Genomic DNA, 18,179 nt, shown 5'->3' with positions numbered 1-18,179 from the left:
GATACGACAAGCGCGGTTACGTCTTCCTCGGGACCGCGACCGCCGCAACCCTCGTCATCTGGCTCCGGGCATGATCGGCCGGACAAGTCCTAGTGCCGGGCGCGGGCCGCGGTGTGCACCGTCAGATGGCGTACGGCCAGACGGTGAGCATGTAGGCGCCGTACCAGCAGCCGAAGAGAGCGCCGCCGCCGAGCGCGATGACGGCGGTTCGGGTGCGTGCGCGGGCGAGGGCGCGGGCGGCGGGGATCAGGAAGAGCAGGGCGGGCAGGACCAGACGCGGCTTGGAGTGGTAGAAGCTGCTCTGCCCGAGGGCCAGGACCAGGATGCCGGCGCCGTAGACGAGCAGGGGCGGCCAGGTGCTGCGGTGGCAGGTGACGAGGGTGGCGTCGACGACGGCGAGCAGGAGGACCGCCGTGCTCACGGCGACCCAGCCGTCACCGCTGGTCAGCGTCTGGCCGAGGAAACGCAGGAAGGACCTGCCGCCGTCCCAGCGGGTGCCCCAGCCGGCTCGCTGGATGGCGAACCAGGCGTCGGGCCGGCCGACCCTGCGGGCCACCCACCACAGATAGCCGGGTGTCCCCGTGCAGGCGAGCGCGACGGCCGCGAGGGGGCGCGGGGCGAGCCGGCGGGTCCGGGCCAGGAAGAGGGCGGCGGCGACGGCGAGAGCGGCCACGGTCGCCGCTCCGGCCGGCCGGGTCAGTCCGGCCAGCATGGCCAGGACACCCGCGGTGAGCCAGGATTCCCGTCGGACGGCCAGCAGGGTGCCGGCGGACAGGGCGAGGAACAGCGACTCGCTGTAGGCCATGACGAAGACGAGGGACATGGGCTGTACGGCGGCCAGCAGCAGCACGGTGACGAGGGCCGTACGGCGGCCGTACAGCCGGGTCATCAGGAGGTCGACGACGATCAGCGCGGCGGCGAAGGCCAGGTTCGCGGTGACGATCGCCGCGGTGCCGGGGTCGAGACGGGTGACGGTGTGGACGGCGCGGACGAGCAGCGGGAACAGGGGGAAGAAGGCGAGGTTGTTGCCGGAGGCGGGCCGGCCCGGGAGCGTCTCGGTGAAGCCTGTGGGGTAGCCGTGCGCGGCGATCTCCGTGTACAGGCGGCCGTCCCAGGCGAGCAGCCGGTCCCGCAGGCCGGGTCCGCCCGGGGGGATCATGACCGTGAGGACGGCGAGGTGCAGCAGCGTGGCGACGCCGTAGACCATGAGTGCCGGGCGTATCACCCGCAGGGCGCGCGGGCCGGGCAGGCGGATGCGCTCCGTCGGCAGCGTCTGCCGGATCCGGCGCGGGACGCTCCGGGGCAGGCGGTGTCTCACCTCGCTCCTCACCGCCTCGGGTCGTGGGCGGCCGTGTTTCGATACTGCGCCCGGCCCGCGCCCGCGGCGACTTCTCCCCCGTGGGTGCGGTGAACGGGCAGGTGCGCCTTCCCGTCGCGGCCCCGCGCCGGCCCGGTGGTCGCCGCGGGCGGGGGCCGGAGTGGTGGCCGGGGCGCGGCGGTAGGACCCTGGGGGGATGGACCTCGTCGGAGAGGTGGCCCGGCGATGAGCTGGCTGTCCCAGCTCAATCCCGAGGTCGCGCACGTGATCGGGGGTTGTGTCGGCATCGCGCTGCCGTGCGCGTACGCGGGGCTGGTGATGCTGGTCCGCCGGCTCCGCGGGAGGCCGGTCAGCGGACTGCCGCGGAGGGACGAGTAGGCCTCCCGCGCCCCTGGCAGGGTCCGGAGGAGAGGGCTAGGGCGCCAGGATGTCCAGTTCCTGGAGGGCGCCCACGGTGATCTGCCGGGTCAGTTCCTCGGCGCGGGCCGCGTCGCCGGCGCGGACCGCCTCGGCGACCCGGACGTGCAGGGTGACGGCCGCGGGATCGGGGTCCTCGAACATGACCTCGTGGTGGGTGCGGCCCGCCAGTACCTCGGCGACGACGTCGCCGAGCCGGGCGAACATCTCGTTGCCGGAGGCGGTGAGGACGACCCGGTGGAAGGCGATGTCGTGGACCAGGTATTGCTGCAGCTGGTGGCCGCGTGAGTTGGCCACCATGCCGAGCGCGCACGCGGTGAGTTCGGCGCACTGCTCGGCCGTGGCGTGCTGCGCGGCGAGGCCGGCCGCGACGGGTTCGACGGCGGAGCGCAGCACGGTGAGCGAGCGCAGCTGGTGCGGGCGGTCGGCGCCGGCCAGGCGCCAGCGGATGACCTGCGGGTCGTAGACGTTCCACTCGGCCTTGGGGCGCACGGTGACGCCCACGCGGCGGCGGGACTCGACCAGGTGCATGGATTCGAGGACGCGGACCGCCTCGCGCATCACGGAGCGGGACACCTCGAAGTGCTGTGCCAGCTCGTCGGTGCGCAGGACGCTGCCCGGCGGGTACTCGCCCGCCGTGATCGCGGGGCCGAGGGTGTCCAGTACATGGCCGTGCAGCCCCCGGCCCGGTGTGCTCATGCACTCAGAGTACGGCGTGGATCACAGCCGCAAAAAGTCAGACTTATATGTCACAGACTCTTGAATTCGTCGTACCTAATGGGTTTCAGTGTGGCGACGCCGCAGTGGCGTCGGATGTCGAGGAAGACAGCGAGGCAGTGATGCGAACCCCCCAGGTCGTCGTCGTGATGGGCGTCGCGGGGACGGGCAAGACCACGATCGGTCCCTTGCTCGCCGCGCGGCTGGGCGTTCCGTACGCCGAGGGCGACGACTTCCACCCGCAGGCCAGCATCGACAAGATGTCGGCCGGGATCCCGCTCGACGACGCCGACCGGTGGCCGTGGCTCGACGCCATCGGGCACTGGGCGCACGGACGGGCCGGACTGGGCGGGGTCGTCAGCAGCTCGGCGCTGAAGCGGTCGTACCGCGACCGGCTCCGGGCCGTGGCCCCCGGGATCGTGTTCGTGCACCTCACGGGCGACCGGCAGCTGATCGAGGACCGGATGCGGCAGCGGCAGGGCCACTTCATGCCCACCGCGCTGCTGGACTCGCAGTTCGCCACGCTCCAGCCGCTCCAGCCGGACGAGGCGGGAGTCGCCGTGGACGTCAGTGGCAGCCCGCAGGAGATCACCGAGCGCGCCGTCCGGGCCCTCGCCCTGCTTCCCGACACCGCGGGCAGCGCTCAGTAGCGCCCGTCAGTACACCCCCCGTCACCGCAAGGGAACCCCCGTGACCAGACTCAGCGTCGAGATGCTGGCAGCGGACGCACCTGCGCCGATCACCTCCGCCGGACACGCCCAGCTGGGCATCGCCGTGCTGGTGGGCATCGCCGTCATCGTCCTGCTCATCACCAAGTTCAAGCTCCATGCCTTCCTGGCACTGACCATCGGCTCGCTGACCCTCGGGGCGGTCGCCGGGGCACCGCTGGACAAGGCCATCACCAGCTTCACCACCGGGCTCGGCTCCACCGTGGCCGGCGTCGGCGTCCTGATCGCGCTCGGGGCGATCCTGGGCAAGCTGCTCGCCGACTCCGGCGGCGCCGACCAGATCGTGGACACGATCCTTGCCAGGGCCGGGGGCCGGGCGATGCCGTGGGCCATGGTGCTGATCGCCTCCGTGATCGGCCTGCCCCTGTTCTTCGAGGTCGGCATCGTGCTGCTGATCCCGGTGGTGCTGATGGTCGCCAAGCGCGGCAACTACTCCCTGATGCGCATCGGCATCCCGGCGCTGGCCGGTCTGTCCGTGATGCACGGCCTGATCCCGCCGCACCCCGGCCCGCTGGTCGCCATCGACGCGGTCAAGGCCAACCTGGGCGTCACCCTGGCGCTCGGCATCCTGGTCGCCATCCCGACGGTGATCATCGCCGGTCCGCTGTTCTCGAAGGTCGCGGCCCGCTGGGTCGACGTGCCGGCACCCGACCGGATGCTGCCGCAGCGCGCATCGGAGGAGCTCGAGCGCCGTCCGGGCTTCGGCGCGACGCTCGCCACCATGCTGCTGCCGGTGGTGCTGATGCTGGCCAAGGCACTGGTGGACATCGTCGTCGACGACCCCGCGCACTCGACCCAGCGCGTCTTCGACGTCGTCGGCTCCCCGCTGATCGCGCTGCTCGCCGCCGTGATCGTCGGCTTCTTCACGCTCGGCCGGCCCGCCGGGTTCACCAGGGACCGGCTCCAGCAGACCGTCGAGAAGGGCCTGATGCCCATCGCCGGCATCCTGCTGATCGTGGGCGCGGGCGGCGGCTTCAAGCAGACGCTGATCGACTCCGGTGTGGGCCAGATGATCCTGGACGTCTCCAGGGACTGGTCGATCCCGGCGCTGCTGCTGGCCTGGCTGATAGCGGTGGCGATCCGGCTGGCGACCGGATCGGCGACGGTGGCGACGGTCTCGGCGGCCGGGCTGGTCGCGCCGCTCGCGGCCGACATGTCGACGACGCACACGGCGCTCCTCGTCCTGGCCGTCGGCGCGGGCTCCCTCTTCTTCAGCCATGTCAACGACGCCGGTTTCTGGCTGGTGAAGGAGTACTTCGGGCTGAGCGTCGGGCAGACCGTGAAGACCTGGTCGGTGATGGAGACGATCATCTCGGTGGTCGCCGGCGGCCTGGTCCTGCTCCTCTCCCTGATCATCTAGGGGTACGGCGGGGACGGCTCACCCCCTCTGCGGCATCGGCTCCTCGGCATCGGCGGCCGTCCGGCCCCGGTCGCCACAAGGGGTGGTGCCGCTCCGCCCACTCCGTCGTCACCGACCCCGTGCGCAGCCCCCTCCTCGCCTCCGGGTCCCCCAGGGCCATGCCGATGTGGCCCGCGAGGACCACGCCGATGGTCAGGGCCAGCCAGTCGTGGACGAAGGTCGCCGAGGTGCGCCACATCAGCGGGGCGAGGTGGGTGAACCACATCATCAGACCGGTGCCGAGCATGACCAGGGTGGCGCCGGCGATCCAGGCGGCGTAGATCTTCTGGCCGGCGTTGAACTTGCCGGCGGGCCGCGACGCCCGGCGCCGGTCGCGGCGCAGGGCGGCGCGCAGCCAGACCCGGTCGTGCGGGCCGAAGCGGTTGAGGAACCGCAGGTCGGCGCGGAAGGCTCGGGAGGCCAGGCCCAGCAGGACCGGCACCGGCAGGGCGAGGCCCGCGTACTGGTGGATGCGTACGACCAGTTCGCGGCGGCCGACCAGGACCGCCAGCTGCGGGACGTACAGGACGGCGGCGGTCAGGACGCACACGCCCATCAGCGCGGCCGTGGTCCGGTGCACCCACCGTTCGGCGCGGCTGAAGCGGGGGACGCGGGCGCTCGGCGGGGCCGGGGTCTCAGCTCGTGGGGTCATCGGTCCGTCCGTTCGAGCGGCCGACCCAGGCGTCGACGTCGTAGCCGAGGTCCTCCCAGTAGCCGGGCCGGACCCGGTCGGTGACGGTGATGCCGGAGAGCCACTTGGCGGACTTGTAGAAGTACATGGGGGCGACGTAGAGGCGGGCCGGGCCGCCGTGGTCGTGGCCGATGTCCTTGTCCTGCATGCGCAGGGCGACCAGGACGTCCGGGCGGCGGGCCTGGTCGAGGGTGAGGCTCTCGGTGTAGGTGCCGTCGAAGCAGGTGAAGCGGAGGGCCCTGGCGGAGGGGTGGACGCCGGCCGCGTCGAGCAGGTGGGAGAGCCGCACGCCTTCGAAGGGGGTGCCGGGGACCCGCCAGCCGGTGACGCACTGGACGTCCCTGACCAGCCGCGTCTGCGGCAGGGCGCGCAGCTCGGCGAGGGTGTAGCCGCGTGGGCGGTCGACGAGGCCGTCGACGGTGAGGCGGTAGTCGGCGGCGGTCCGGTGCGGGACGGAGGCGGCGACGGAGTAGTAGCGGAAGCCGCCGCCGTTGGGCAGCAGACCGGTCAGGCCGGTGGGGTCCCGGCCGGCGACGCCGCCGAGGAAGCCTTCCAGGCCGCGTTGCAGCCCGGGTGCCGCGACCACGCCGAGGGCGCCCAGGCCGAGGGTGCCGAGGAAGACACGGCGGCCTATGGGCCGGCCGTCCTGCTCGCGGTCCGGCTCCTCGGCCTGTTCAGGGGGCACGTCCCCGGATTGTTCAGGGTTCACGTTGTCATTCGAGCACTCGGGGCCGCGCGGGGCCAGATGATCGGGTCACCGGTCAGGATTCCGTCATCACTTCTCCCTTCCGTACGTCCCGCGGGGCCCCGTCTCTCACCGTCCGTGTCTCATTGCCCGAGCGCGCGGGTGCGGGCGGCGTGGAAGGCGGCCGGCGGGTCGGGGTGCGCGTACGCCCAGGGCGCCGGGGTGGCGTGGTCGCCGATGCGCTGGAACAGGGCCGCCGCCTCGGCCGGCCGGCCCGCGCAGGTGAGGGCGAAGGCGAGGTGGTTGAGGTCGATGTGGCGGCGGGGGTGTTCGTCGTGCTCCCACTCCAGCCACCAGTCGAAACAGGCGCTCAGGACCCGCCGGGCGCGCGGGCCGGACCAGTGGCCGGAGGCGGCGGGGTCGGCCGGGGCCAGGCCGGTGGCGGCGAGCACCCGGTAGCGCTCGGCGTAGGCGACGACCGGCAGCACGGCCAGCGGGGAGTCGGCGGGGGCCTCGGCGGCGGCGCGTTCGGCGAGGTCGTACACCTCGTGGGCCTCGCTGCGGCCCGACGCCGGCCGTTCGCCGAGGCGGGCGATCAGCAGGTGGTGGGCGTGGTGGTGCTCGGAGTGGCGGTGGTGCAGCTCGGCGAAGGCGGTGAGCACCTCCTGCTCGGGGCCGAGGGCGCGGGCGAGCAGCAGCCGGCCGAGCCAGGGGGTCGGGTCGGCGGTGGCGAGCGCGGCGGCCGTGTCGCAGGCCTCGCGGGCCCGGTCGGGCTCCTCCTTGCCGCGCAGGGCCCGGTGGACCAGGGCCAGGGCGAGGAGCGCGGTGGCGTCGGCCGAGCCGGGCTCGGCGGCCAGCCAGTCGGACGCCCAGGAGGCGGCGTAGGGGTCCTGGGCGAGCACGGTGAGGCGGTGGCCGCGGCGGTCCCAGTCCTCACCGGTGTGCACCAGCAGGGAGCGGGCGGCCTGCCGTCGGCCCTGGGCCAGGGCGGCCCGGGCGGTGCGGAGTTCGGCGTCGTCGAGGGCGGCGTCGAAGGCACCGGAGTCGTCCTGGGCGGTCTCGCCGGACGGGTCCGTGGGGGCCCGGCGCGCGCCGAGCAGAGGCGGGAGAGAAGGCACCGCGGGGCTTCCTGTTTCTCGGGCTGCCATCGACCGATCACGCACAGCAAACCGGCAGCCAAGGGTTGCGTCAAGCGGAACGGAGGTGTTGCCGGCTTCAACCTCCGTGACGGCGGCGGCACTTGGGGGACGCGGTGCAGGTCGGCCGGGTGGCGGGGCGATCGTGGCCGGGAATTTTCCCCTGGCCTATGCCACCGCTTTCCGGGCCGCCCGCCCCGACTTCGGGGGCGCGTACGGCAGGACGACCGCCGGTGCCGTACGGCAGGACGGCCTGGCGCTGTGGCGTGCGCCATGCCGTCGTCTTCTGTGGCGTGCACCATGGCGCCGCGCGTCCCGGCACCGCACCATGGCGAGTCAACCGCCCGGTTCCGGGTACTTTCGGGGCAATACCGTGCCCGGGGCGCTACAGTCGGCCACTACCCGCCCGTGGTCCGGCCGGATGATCGAGGTACACATTGTCCGTACTGGTTCTCCTGCTCGCCGTCAGCGCGGCCTGCTGTCTGGGCTTCGGCTTCGTCCTCCAGCAGAACGCGGCGCAGCAGGCACCGCTCGGGGACTTCCTCTCCTTCCGGCTGCTGCTCGACCTGATGCGGATGCCGCGCTGGCTGGGCGGGCTCGGGCTGATGGTGGCGGGCATGGTGCTCGGCGCGGTCGCCCTCGGCAAGGGCGAGATCTCCCTGGTCGAGCCGCTGCTCGCGACCAACCTGCTGTTCGCCCTGGCCCTGTCCCGGCACCAGACCAAGCAGGCCCTGGGCCGCCAGGGCTGGGCCGGTCTGCTGCTGCTCGCGGGCGGGGTGAGCGCGTTCATCATGGCGGGCGAGCCACGCGGCGGCTCGGCCGTCGCCGATCCGCTGCGGCACTGGCTGATCATAGGGACGGTGGTGGGCGCGGCCCTGCTCCTCACGACCTGCGCCAAGCGCTCCCGGCTGAGCTGGGGCCCTGTGCTGCTGGCCCTGGCGGCCGGGTTGCTCTACGGCGTCCAGGACGCGCTGACCCGGGTGAGCGGCACCCTCTTCTCCGACGGCGGCCTCACCGAGCTGCTCACCGGCTGGCAGCCGTACGGCGTGGTGGCGTGCGGGGTCACCGGTCTGGTCCTGGTGCAGAGCGCGTTCGAGACGGCCCCGCTGCGCATGTCGCTGCCCGCGCTCACGGCGGCCGAGCCGCTCACCGGGATCCTGTGCGGGGTGGGCTTCATGGGCGACCGGTTGCGCACCGACACCGGGGCGCTGGCCTGGGAGGCGGCCGGGCTCGCGGCCGTGGTGGCGGGCATCGTGCTGCTCGGGCTGCACCCGGCGATGCCCTGCGGCACGGCGGAGGCGGGGCGTACGGCCCAGGCCCTCCAGCGCCGCTGAGGCGGCCACCCTGCCGGGACGGCGCCCAGGGGCTCGCCCGGCCGGACACCGCCGAGCGCCACCCTGTCGGCACACCGACCGAACGCCACCCTGCCGGCACACCGCATGAGCCGCCCCCCTCGACGCCGGCACGAACCGCCCTCCGTGGACGCCGGCACCAGCCGCCCTGCTTGGATACCGGCATGAACCCTGCTGACGAGATCCTCGACATCGTCGACGAGCACGACCGGGTCGTCGGCCAGTGCCCGCGCGGCGAGGCCTACGCGCGCGGGCTGCGCCACCGCTGCGTGTTCGTCCAGGCCCGGGACGCGGCCGGCCGGCTCTTCGTGCACCGGCGCACCGCCACCAAACTCGTCTTCCCCTCCCTGTACGACGTGTTCGTCGGCGGGGTGGTCGGCGCGGGCGAGTCGTACGACGAGGCGGCGCTGCGGGAGGCCGAGGAGGAGCTGGGCGTGACCGGGCTGCCCCGGCCGGTGCACCTCTTCACGTTCCTGTACGACGACGGTGCCGGGAACAGCTGGTGGTCGGCGGTGTACGAGGTGCGCTGCGAGCTGCCCGTGCGCCCGCAGCCGGAGGAGGTCCAGTGGCACGCCTTCCTGCCGGAGGAGGAGGTCGAGCGGCGGCTCGGCGAGTGGGAGTGGGTGCCGGACGGCCTGGCGGCGTACGAGCGGCTGCGGGCGTTCCGGGCGGGCCGGTGACCGCCCGGTAGGGTCGGCCGCGTGAGCGAATTCGTACGGAACATCCGGCTGTGGTTCGCGCCGGAGCGGGTGCGGGACGAGGGCGGTACGCCCGACTACCGCTTCTCGCTGGCCAACGAGCGCACCTTCCTCGCCTGGCTGCGCACCGCGCTGGCGCTGATCGGCGGCGGATTCGCGGTGGACCAGTTCCTGCCGGACCTGCGCTGGGCGTGGCGGGTCGGCCTCGCCCTCGCCCTGCTCGCGGCCGGTGTGCTCTGCTCCCTGCGCGCGGTGAACCACTGGGTGCGCTGCGAGCGTGCGATGCGACGCGGCGAGGACCTGCCCGCGTCCCGCTTCCCGGCCCTGCTGAGCCTGGTCGTGGCGGTGGTGGCCGTCGCGATGGTCGTGGTGGTGCTGGTCGGGTGGGCGGGGTGAGCGCCGGTGAGGCGGGCGCCGAGCGGGACCCGGGGCTCCAGCCGGAGCGCACCCGCCTGGCCTGGCGGCGTACGACCCTCTCGGCGACCGTGGCCGCGGTGCTCGCGGTGAAGACCGCGCTGCACGGACGGGTGCCGGCCGCCGGGATCGTCGCGTGCGCGGTGTGCGGCGCGCTCTGGATGGGGTTCCTGTGGGTGGCCCAGCACCGCATCCGAGCCCTGACGGCCGGTCCCCGCACGCCCGCGCTGGCGCCCCGGCACGCGACGGCGGCGGCGCTGTGCGCGGTGGCGCTGGCGGTGTGCGCGGCGGTACTCGTCGTCTAGGCCGGCCCCTCCTCCGGCTCCCCGCCCACCGTGACGACGATCTTGCCGCGGGTGCGGCCCTCCTGGTTCAGCCGGTGCGCGTCCGCCGCGCGCTCCAGGGGGAACGTCCGCTCGACGTGGACGGAGAGGGCGCCCTGGTCGGCCAGCTCCGAGAGGTGGCGCAGGTCCTCGGCGTCCGGGCGGACGAAGCAGTACCGGCCGCCGTAGCCGACCACCTCCGGGTCGGCGATCGACGCCAGCCGGCCCTCCGGGGCGAGCAGGCCGGCCGAGGTCTTCAGGGTGTCGCCGCCGATGGTGTCGAAGACCGTCTCCACGCCCCGGGGCGCGATCCCGCGCACCCGTTCGGCCAGGCCCTCGCCGTGGGCCACGGGCTCGCCGCCGAGCGTGCGGACGTAGTCGTGGTTGCGTTCGCTCGCCGTGCCGATCACGCGGGCGCCGAGGTGGGCGGCGATCCGGACGGCGAGCGAGCCGACCCCGCCGGCCGCCGCGTGCACCAGGACGGTCTCGCCCCGCCTCACCTCCAGGGCCTTCACCAGCACCTGGTAGGCGGTGAGCCCGGCCAGCGGGAGGCCGGCGGCCTCCTCGAAGGACAGGGTGCGCGGCTTGCGGGCCAGGGTGCGCACGGGCGCGGCGACGTACTCGGCGAAGGTGCCCCGGGAGAGGAAGTCCTCGCGGACGTAGCCGATGACCTCGTCGCCGGCGGCGAACTCGGTGACGGCGGCGCCGGGCCGGACGACCACTCCGCTGACGTCCCAGCCGGGGATCACCGGGAAGACGGCGTCGAGGGCCGGGTCCAGGTGGCCCTCGCGGCACTTCCAGTCGACCGGGTTGACGGCCGCCGCGCGCACCCTGACCAGGACCTGGTCGGGGCCGACCTTGGGGTCGCGCAGCTCGCCGTACTCCAGCACCTCCGGTCCGCCGTAGCGGCGGTAGCTGATGCCCTTCATGCCCTCGACTCTCCGGGGTACTCGTGCGCCACGCCATCAGGAGGCCCTGGTACGCGGCCTTCGCGTGGCGGTCTTCCGACGTCAGGGACCCCGTACCCCCCGAAGGTGAGCACCATGACCACCCTTCACCAGGAACACGCCGAGCACGGGACGCACCGGCACGGGCCGGACTGCGGGCACAGCGCCGCACCGCACGGCGACCACGTGGACTACGTGCACGACGGCCATCTGCACCGGGAGCACGCGGGCCACTGGGACGAGTGCGAACCGGCCGGGCACGCCGTGCACGAGGCCCATGAGCACGTGCACCACGACGAGTGCGGGCACGCGCAGGTGCCGCACGGCGACCACGTGGACTACCTGCACGGCGGGCACCGGCACGCCGAGCACGGCGACCACTGGGACGACCACTGACCCGCACGGCACGACCACCGGGACGGCCATCGACCCGGCGGAGGCGAGGGCCGACGGCTCCCCGGCAGCGCGCCGGGGAGCCGTCGGCCTATCGTGGCTCCGGTCACGTTCGGCCGGATCTTCGCCACGCGCACTGGACGACATACCGACCGGTCGGCATCATGAGTCGGGTCCTGTTCACCCGTTCGTAGGAGTGATGTATGAGCGCCGACCACCCGCCCGGACTCGACCTGGACCGGCTGCGCGCCCTGCTCGACCGCGAGCGTCCCGGTCTGGTGAACGGCCCCCTGACCGGACGGCTGATCGAGGGCGGACGGTCGAACCTCACCTACGCGCTCTCCGACGGCACCTCGAAGTGGGTCGTCCGCCGGCCCCCGCTCGGCCATGTCCTGGCCACCGCGCACGACATGAGGCGCGAGCACCGGGTCATCAGCGCGCTGCACCCGACCCGGGTGCCGGTCCCCCGCCCGCTGCTGTTCTGCGAGGACGAGGAGGTGCTCGGGGCGCCCTTCTACGTCATGGAGTTCGTGGAGGGCACGCCGTACCGCACCGCCGATCAGCTCGCGCCGCTCGGCGCGGAGCGCACCCGGAACGCGGTGCTGTCCCTGGTGGACACGCTGGTCGAGCTGCACGCGGTGGACCCCGCCGAGGTGGGCCTCGCCGACTTCGGCCGTCCGGAGGGCTTCCTGGACCGGCAGCTGCGCCGCTGGGGCAAGCAGCTGGACGCCTCCCGCAACCGCGACCTGGCGGGCATCGACGAACTGCACGCGGCCCTCGGCCGTGCCCTGCCCGTCTCCCCCGCCCCCGCCGTCGTGCACGGTGACTACCGGCTCGACAACGTCCTCATCGGGGACGACGACCGGATCAGGGCGATCCTCGACTGGGAGATGTCGACGCTCGGCGACCCGCTCACCGACCTCGGTCTGCTGGTGATGTACAGCCGGCCGCTGGGCATGGCCGACTCCCCCGTCTCCACCACCGCCGAGGCCCCGGGCCACCCCTCCCCGCGGGAACTGGTCGAGCGGTACGCCGAGCGCTCGGGGCGCGACGTCTCGGCCGTCTCCTGGTACACGGCGTTCGCCTGGTTCAAGCTCGCCGTGATCCTGGAGGGCATCCACTACCGGTACACGCTCGGCCAGACGGTCGGCCGCGGCTTCGACCGCATCGGCGACCTCGTACCCGTCTTCATCCACCACGGACTGACCACTCTTCAGGAAGGCTGACCGCACATGGACTTCGCGTTCGACGCGCGCACCGAGGAACTGCGCGCCAGGCTGCTCGCCTTCATGGACGAGTTCGTCTACCCGGCGGAGGCGGTCGCGGAGGAGCAGCGGGCCGCCCTCACCTCTCCCTGGGACACCCCGGCCGTGGTGGAGGAGCTGAAGGCCGAGGCGCGCCGGCAGGGCCTGTGGAACCTCTTCCTCCCGGACGCCGGGTACGGCGCGGGACTGACCAACCTCCAGTACGCGCCGCTCGCCGAGATCACCGGCCGCTCCCCGCACCTCGCGCCCACCGCGACCAACTGCGCCGCGCCCGACACCGGGAACATGGAGGTGCTGGCCCAGTTCGGCACCGAGGAGCAGAAGAAGCAGTGGCTGGAGCCGCTGCTGGCCGGTGAGATCCGGTCGGCGTTCGCGATGACCGAGCCGGAGGTGGCCTCCTCGGACGCCACCAACATCACGACGCACATCGAGCGGGACGGCGACGAGTACGTCGTCACCGGGCGCAAGTGGTACATCTCCGGGGCGATGAACCCGGACTGCCGGATCTTCATCGTCATGGGCAAGACGGACCCGGACGGCGCGGACATCCGCCGCCAGCAGTCCATGGTCCTGGTCCCGCGCGACACCCCGGGCGTCACGGTCAAGCGGGCCATGCGGGTCTTCGGTTACGAGGACCACTCCCACGGCGGCCACGCCGAAGTCGTCTTCGACCACGCGCGCGTGCCCGTGGCGAACCTCGTCGGCGAGGAGGGCGGCGGCTTCGCGATCGCCCAGGCCCGGCTCGGCCCCGGCCGCATCCACCACTGCATGCGGCTGATCGGCATGGCCGAGCGGGCGATCGAGCTGATGTGCCGGCGGGCCGTGGACCGTACCGCGTTCGGCAAGGCGCTGGCCCAGCAGGGAGTCGTGCAGAACTGGATCGCCGACGCCCGGGTCACCGTGGAGCAGCTGCGGCTGCTGGTGCTGAAGACGGCCTGGCTGATGGACACCGTCGGCAACAAGGGCGCCCACACGGAGATCCAGGCCATCAAGATCGCCACCCCGCGCGCGGTGGTCGGCATCCTGGACCGGGCGATCCAGCTGCACGGCGCGGGCGGGGTGAGCCAGGACTTCCCGCTGGCCGAGCTGTACGCGAGCGCCCGGACCCTGATGCTGGCCGACGGCCCGGACGAGGTGCACCAGCGGTCGCTGGCCCGCCGGGAGCTGAAGAAGTACCTCTGAGGCCTGGGGTGCCTCAGAGGTCCTGCGGCCTCTGGGGCCCCCGGCCTCTGAGGTCCCCCGGCCTCTGCGGTCCGCTACGGCCGCAGCGCCCGCAGGAGCAGGTCGGCCAGGTGGTCGGCCACCTCCTGCGGGCCCATCGGGCCGTCGGGCCGGTACCAGGTCGACAGGTGGTGGACCGAGCCGAAGTGGTAGTCCACGATCAGGTCGGCCGGGGTCGCCGTGGAGAAGACGCCCGCCTTCTGCCCCTCCTCCACCAGCGCCCGGAAGCGCTCGTGGTAGCGCCGGCGCTCGGCCCGGACCTGCTTGTTCTTCTCCGGGCTCAGGTGGTGCATCGACCGGAAGAAGATCATCGCGTCGTCGAGGTTCTCGATCGTCGTGACGACGACGTCCGCCGCCGCGTCTCTGAGCCGCTTCTCCACGGGCTCGTCGGCGTTCGCGAAGGTGTCCAGCCGCTCCTGCTGGAGGCGCAGCACGCGCGCGTACACCTCGTGCAGCAGGTCGTCCTTGGAGCCGAAGTAGTGGTACAGCGCCCCCTTGGTGACGCCGGCCGCCTCCACGATCTCCTGTACGGAGGTGCGGTCGTAGCCCTGCTCGGCGAAGAGCCGGGTGGCGGCGGCCAGCAGCCGCTGCGGGACGGGCGTACCGTCTCCGTCCGTCGTCCTGGGCACTGCCGCCACCTGCCTTTCCGTGATGTTCACTCGGTGTTCCGGGAACGCAGTTCCCGACGGAGGATCTTCCCACTCGCCGTCTTGGGCAAGTCGGGCAGGACCTCGACCTGCCGCGGGTACTTGTAGGCGGCCAGTCTCTCCTTGCAGTACCCGGCGAGTTCCTCCGGGTCCGCCTCCGCGCCCGGACGAAGGCTGACATACGCCTTGACGGTCTCGCCACGGTACCCGTCGGGGACGCCCACGACGGCCGCCTCGCGCACCGCCGGGTGCGTGTAGAGGACGTCCTCGACCTCGCGCGGCCACACCTTGAAGCCGGACGCGTTGATCATGTCCTTCTTGCGGTCCACGACGTACAGCCAGCCCTGCTCGTCCATGAACCCGATGTCGCCGGTGCGCAGCTCGCCGTCCGGGAAGGTCTCGGCGGTGGCGTCCGGGCGCCGCCAGTAACCGGGCACCACCTGTGGCCCGCGGACGGCGATCTCGCCCTGCTCGCCGACAGGCACCTCCGCGCCCTGCTCGTCCAGGATCCGCACGACGGTGTCGGCGCCGGGCAGGCCGACGGAGAGGGTCCCGGAGACCGGGTCGACGGGGGCCTCCAGGTGGGGCGGGACGGCGGCGCAGGGGGCGGTGCACTCGGTGAGGCCGTAGCCGACCCGGATGTACGGCCCGAAACGCTCCCGGAACCTCTGCACCAGGGCCGGTGGCACGGGTGCGCCGCCCGAGGCGAGGTCCACGAAGGAGGCGAAGTGCCCGGGGGTGGCGTCCGGGTGGGAGGCCAGCGCCATGTAGGCGGTGGAGGGACCGACGGTGTAGTGCGGGCGGTGCTCGGCGAAGGCCTCCAGCACGACGCCGGGATCGAAGCGGTAGGTGAGCACCAGGGTGCCCGCGCCGCTCAGGCAGGCGCCGAACTGGCAGACCATGCCGGTGATGTGGAAGAGCGGGGCGAGCGCGTGGAAGACGGGCGCCTCGGGCAGGCCGAGCCCGGTGGCCAGCCGTTCGGCGTTGTGCATGATGTTGGCGTGCGTGTTGGTGGCGCCCTTGGGCGTGCCGCTGGTGCCGGAGGTGTAGCTGATCAGGGCGATGTCGTCCGGGCGCGGCAGGAGGCTCCCGGGGGCCCGGCCGCCCTGCCGGGCGACGGCCACCAGGTCCTCGGTGTCCGGGGCCTGGGGCAGCCGCTCGAAGGCCAGCACGCGCGGGTCGTTCCGGCTCTGGAAGTCCCGCTCGCACGCGGTGAGCACGATCCGCACCGGCGAGCCGGCGGCCGTCTCCCTCAGGTACGACTCCCAGGCCCGGTCGGAGCAGACCAGCGCGGCCACCTCGCCGTCCCGCAGGACGTGTGCCACCTCGGCCGACTTGTACATGGGGTTGACCGGGACGACGGTCGCGCCGGCCTTCCAGGCGCCGAGCACGGCCAGTACGAAGTGCGGGGAGTTCTGCAGCAGGACGGCCACCCGGTCGCCGCGTTCCAGACCGCGCGCGACGAGGTGGGCGGCGACGGAGTCGCTCAGCTCGTCGACCTCGCGGTAGCCGAGCCGGGCGTCGAAGTAGGCGAGGCAGGGCCGGTCGGGGGCCTCGGCGACGGCGTCGCGCAGGGCGTGCACGAGGGAGGCCGCGGGGTCGAGCGGGGCGCGCTGGGCCTCTGTCAGCAGGGCGAGCCAGGGGCGGGCGGCGTAGGGGGAGGCGGTCACCGGGTGGCCTCCCACTTCTGCTGGATGTGGTTCATGGTGGCGAGCCAGCGGTCGGGTTCGCCGGCCCGCGCCTGGTAGAAACCGGCGACCTCCGGGTGCGGCAGGATCAGGAAGCGGTCCTCGGCGATGCCCTCGAACAGGGCGTCGGCGACCGCCTCCGGTGCGATCGCGGTCGGCTGGAGCACCAGGTCGCCGGCGCTGCCGGTGGCGGCCAGCATGTCGGTGCGCACGCCCTGCGGGCAGATCGCGTGGACCCTGACCCCGCGGTGCCGGTACGTCAGTGACAGCCACTCGGCGAAGGCGTAGGCGCCGTGCTTGGTCACGCTGTAGGAGGGCGCGCCGATCATCGTCAGCAGCCCGGCGGCGGAGACGGTGGAGACGAACCGCCCGCCGCCCCGCTCCAGCCAGTCGGGCAGCAGCGCGTTGGCCGCGCGGACGTGGGCCATCAGGTTGACGTCCCAGGAGGTCGCCCAGGTCCTCTCGTCCAGGGTGCCGGCGAGGTCGCCGTCCTCGAAGGCGACGCCCGCGTTGGCGCAGTAGACGTCCACCGTGCCGCCGAGCACGTCCCGGGCCTCGGCGACGATCGCGGAGGCGTCCCCCGGCACGGCGGTCCCGCCGATCTCCTCGGCCACCGCCTTCGCCTTCGCGGCGTCCAGGTCGTTGACCACGACCCGGGCCCCCTCGGCGGCGAACCGCCGGGCCAGCGCGGCCCCGATCCCACCGCCCGCTCCGGTGACGACCACTCCCGCATCCTGCACGGCTTCCACCATCGGTCTCCTTCGACACGACTTTCGCGCGGCGCGCGTCGGCTCTGGTCGGCCCAGACTAACCGGTCGGTATGTGTGAAGGAAGGGGAACTGCTCCAACCTAGGGTCGCGGGGAACCGCACGCCCAGCCGCACACGGCCAGCACGTGCCCACCCACCGGAGGACCGCATGCACCTGTCCCGACGGACCCTTCTCGCATCGACGACGACAGCGGCCCTCCCGGCCGTCCCACGGCACCGCGGACCTCTCCGCACCGGCTTCGAGAGACTCGCGGCCGACGGTTACGCGGTCCTGCGCGGCCGGCGCGTCGGCGTCGTCACCAACCCCACCGGCATCACCCGGGCCACCGAGCACATCGTCGACGTGATGCACCACGACAGCCGGGTCGAGCTGACGGCGGTCTTCGGCCCCGAGCACGGCTTCCGGGGCACCGCACAGGCGGGCGGCTCCGAGGGCCGCTACGACGACCCCGCGACCGGCCTGCCGGTGTACGACACGTACCTGAAGAGCGGCCGGCCGCTCGCCGACGTCTTCACCGCCTCCGGCGTCGACACGGTCGTCTTCGACATCCAGGACGTCGGCGCCCGCTTCTACACCTACATCTGGACCCTGTACGACTGCATGGAGGCGGCCCAGCTGGCCGGGAAGAGCTTCGTCGTGCTGGACCGCCCGAACCCGGTGACCGGACGCGAGGCCCAGGGGCCGGTGCTGCACAGGGAGTTCGCCACCTTCGTCGGCCGGCAGCCGATCGCGCAGGCGCACGGGATGACCGTCGCGGAGCTGGCCCGCCTGTTCAACGGGGAGTTCCTGGCCACGCCGGTCCCCCTGGAGACCGTACGCATGACGGGCTGGAGCCGCTCCGCGTTCTACGACGCCTCGGGCCTGCCCTGGGTGCCGCCGAGCCCGAACATGCCCACCCCGGACACCGCGCTGGTGTACTCCGGCACCTGCATGGTCGAGGGCACCAACCTCTCCGAGGGGCGCGGCACGACCCGGCCGTTCGAACTCCTCGGCGCCGAGGGGCTGGACGGCCGCTGGGCCGCCGCCGTGAACGGGCTCGGGCTGCCCGGGGTGCGGTTCCGGGAGGCGTACTTCACGCCCACGTTCTCCAAGTTCCAGGGCAGGACCGTCGGCGGGGTGCAGATCCACGTGACCGACCGGGCCGCCTACGACCCCGTGCGCACCGGTGTCGCGCTGCTGGTGACCGCCCGGAAGGTGTGGAGCGGCTTCGCCTGGCGGTCCGACAACTGGATCGACAAGCTCACCGGTTCCGACCGGGTGCGCACGATGATCGACGCGGGTGCGGGCACCGACGAGGTGACGGGGGCCTGGCAGGAGGAGCTGGCCGCGTTCCGGCGGGTGCGCAAGGGGTATCTCCTGTACACGTAGCG

20 protein-coding genes are annotated in these 18,179 nt (G+C 73.2%); 11 read left to right on the top strand and 9 right to left on the bottom strand.

The window, feature by feature from the left end; translation table 11 throughout:
• Positions 1-121: 121 nt before the first annotated feature.
• Entirely contained in the window at positions 122-1,318 is a 1,197-nt protein-coding gene (locus ACZ7N4_RS31850) for a hypothetical protein (protein ID WP_471365230.1), read from the bottom strand.
• A 225-nt stretch (positions 1,319-1,543) separates the two neighbouring features.
• Here ACZ7N4_RS31850 and ACZ7N4_RS31845 point away from each other — a divergent pair, with 225 nt between their 5' ends.
• The gene (locus tag ACZ7N4_RS31845; RefSeq protein ID WP_471365227.1) at positions 1,544-1,696 is read left to right on the top strand and encodes a hypothetical protein; all 153 of its coding nucleotides are present in this window, start codon (positions 1,544-1,546) and stop codon (positions 1,694-1,696) included.
• A 36-nt stretch (positions 1,697-1,732) separates the two neighbouring features.
• On the opposite strand, the gene ACZ7N4_RS31840 is transcribed toward ACZ7N4_RS31845, so the two are convergent.
• Positions 1,733-2,434 carry a FadR/GntR family transcriptional regulator gene (locus tag ACZ7N4_RS31840; RefSeq protein WP_471365223.1) on the bottom strand — a complete coding sequence of 234 codons (702 nt, stop codon included), beginning with the start codon at positions 2,432-2,434 and terminating at the stop codon, positions 1,733-1,735.
• A gap of 140 nt (positions 2,435-2,574) precedes the next feature.
• Here ACZ7N4_RS31840 and ACZ7N4_RS31835 point away from each other — a divergent pair, with 140 nt between their 5' ends.
• Positions 2,575-3,102, top strand: coding sequence for a gluconokinase (locus ACZ7N4_RS31835; RefSeq protein ID WP_471365220.1), 528 nt, complete (start codon positions 2,575-2,577; stop codon positions 3,100-3,102).
• 40 nt (positions 3,103-3,142) lie between these two features.
• Complete coding sequence (locus ACZ7N4_RS31830) at positions 3,143-4,540, top strand: GntP family permease (protein ID WP_471365215.1); 1,398 nt, start codon at positions 3,143-3,145, stop codon at positions 4,538-4,540.
• Here the strand turns inward: ACZ7N4_RS31830 and ACZ7N4_RS31825 are convergent.
• The 3 genes from ACZ7N4_RS31825 to ACZ7N4_RS31815 form a co-directional block, all read right to left on the bottom strand.
• Complete coding sequence (locus ACZ7N4_RS31825) at positions 4,533-5,231, bottom strand: cytochrome b/b6 domain-containing protein (RefSeq protein WP_471365212.1); 699 nt, start codon at positions 5,229-5,231, stop codon at positions 4,533-4,535. The genes ACZ7N4_RS31830 and ACZ7N4_RS31825 overlap by 8 nt on opposite strands.
• On the bottom strand, positions 5,215-5,955 hold the full coding sequence (locus tag ACZ7N4_RS31820; protein WP_471365207.1) for a molybdopterin-dependent oxidoreductase: 741 nt from the start codon (positions 5,953-5,955) through the stop codon (positions 5,215-5,217). The genes ACZ7N4_RS31825 and ACZ7N4_RS31820 overlap by 17 nt, the downstream gene beginning before the upstream one ends.
• 143 nt (positions 5,956-6,098) lie before the next feature.
• Complete coding sequence (locus ACZ7N4_RS31815) at positions 6,099-7,073, bottom strand: hypothetical protein (protein WP_471365204.1); 975 nt, start codon at positions 7,071-7,073, stop codon at positions 6,099-6,101.
• A gap of 455 nt (positions 7,074-7,528) precedes the next feature.
• Here ACZ7N4_RS31815 and ACZ7N4_RS31810 point away from each other — a divergent pair, with 455 nt between their 5' ends.
• The 4 genes from ACZ7N4_RS31810 to ACZ7N4_RS31795 all read left to right on the top strand — a co-directional run bounded on the left by ACZ7N4_RS31810 (position 7,529) and on the right by ACZ7N4_RS31795 (position 9,860).
• Positions 7,529-8,425 (top strand): DMT family transporter, encoded by an 897-nt coding sequence (locus ACZ7N4_RS31810; protein ID WP_471365199.1) that lies wholly within the window; start codon positions 7,529-7,531, stop codon positions 8,423-8,425.
• Positions 8,426-8,607: 182 nt separating this feature from the next.
• A complete protein-coding gene (locus tag ACZ7N4_RS31805; protein WP_471365194.1) occupies positions 8,608-9,123 on the top strand; it encodes an NUDIX domain-containing protein in 516 nt (171 codons plus the stop codon).
• A 21-nt stretch (positions 9,124-9,144) separates the two neighbouring features.
• Entirely contained in the window at positions 9,145-9,537 is a 393-nt protein-coding gene (locus ACZ7N4_RS31800) for a YidH family protein (protein ID WP_467929034.1), read from the top strand.
• Positions 9,534-9,860, top strand: coding sequence for a DUF202 domain-containing protein (locus ACZ7N4_RS31795; RefSeq protein ID WP_471365191.1), 327 nt, complete (start codon positions 9,534-9,536; stop codon positions 9,858-9,860). Before ACZ7N4_RS31800 ends, ACZ7N4_RS31795 begins: the two co-directional genes overlap by 4 nt.
• On the opposite strand, the gene ACZ7N4_RS31790 is transcribed toward ACZ7N4_RS31795, so the two are convergent.
• A complete protein-coding gene (locus ACZ7N4_RS31790; protein ID WP_471365188.1) occupies positions 9,857-10,807 on the bottom strand; it encodes an NADP-dependent oxidoreductase in 951 nt (316 codons plus the stop codon). The two genes, ACZ7N4_RS31795 and ACZ7N4_RS31790, sit on opposite strands and share 4 nt — an antisense overlap.
• 114 nt (positions 10,808-10,921) lie before the next feature.
• Between ACZ7N4_RS31790 and ACZ7N4_RS31785 the strand changes: the two genes are divergently transcribed.
• The 3 genes from ACZ7N4_RS31785 (at position 10,922) to ACZ7N4_RS31775 (ending at position 13,665) form a co-directional block, all read left to right on the top strand.
• Entirely contained in the window at positions 10,922-11,221 is a 300-nt protein-coding gene (locus ACZ7N4_RS31785) for a hypothetical protein (RefSeq protein WP_471365185.1), read from the top strand.
• Positions 11,222-11,421: 200 nt separating this feature from the next.
• Positions 11,422-12,444 (top strand): phosphotransferase family protein, encoded by a 1,023-nt coding sequence (locus ACZ7N4_RS31780; RefSeq protein ID WP_471365180.1) that lies wholly within the window; start codon positions 11,422-11,424, stop codon positions 12,442-12,444.
• 6 nt (positions 12,445-12,450) lie between these two features.
• Entirely contained in the window at positions 12,451-13,665 is a 1,215-nt protein-coding gene (locus tag ACZ7N4_RS31775) for an acyl-CoA dehydrogenase family protein (protein WP_471365176.1), read from the top strand.
• Between the two features lie 74 nt (positions 13,666-13,739).
• Here ACZ7N4_RS31775 and ACZ7N4_RS31770 read toward each other — a convergent pair whose 3' ends face one another.
• From ACZ7N4_RS31770 to ACZ7N4_RS31760, 3 genes are read right to left on the bottom strand one after another with little or no spacing between them, the layout of a single operon-like run.
• Positions 13,740-14,333, bottom strand: coding sequence for a TetR/AcrR family transcriptional regulator (locus ACZ7N4_RS31770; protein ID WP_467929041.1), 594 nt, complete (start codon positions 14,331-14,333; stop codon positions 13,740-13,742).
• Positions 14,334-14,359: 26 nt separating this feature from the next.
• Positions 14,360-16,021, bottom strand: coding sequence for a class I adenylate-forming enzyme family protein (locus ACZ7N4_RS31765; protein WP_471365172.1), 1,662 nt, complete (start codon positions 16,019-16,021; stop codon positions 14,360-14,362).
• Entirely contained in the window at positions 16,018-16,791 is a 774-nt protein-coding gene (locus ACZ7N4_RS31760) for an SDR family oxidoreductase (protein ID WP_471365167.1), read from the bottom strand. Before ACZ7N4_RS31760 ends, ACZ7N4_RS31765 begins: the two co-directional genes overlap by 4 nt.
• 165 nt (positions 16,792-16,956) lie before the next feature.
• On the opposite strand from ACZ7N4_RS31760, the gene ACZ7N4_RS31755 reads away from it, so the two are divergent.
• Positions 16,957-18,177 carry an exo-beta-N-acetylmuramidase NamZ family protein gene (locus ACZ7N4_RS31755; protein ID WP_471365163.1) on the top strand — a complete coding sequence of 407 codons (1,221 nt, stop codon included), beginning with the start codon at positions 16,957-16,959 and terminating at the stop codon, positions 18,175-18,177.
• Positions 18,178-18,179: the final 2 nt, after the last annotated feature.

This window comes from Streptomyces sp. NPDC107654 (assembly GCF_055639035.1).
Note: the sequence above shows the minus strand (reverse complement) of the source record. Positions and strands in the feature narration are given on the sequence as shown.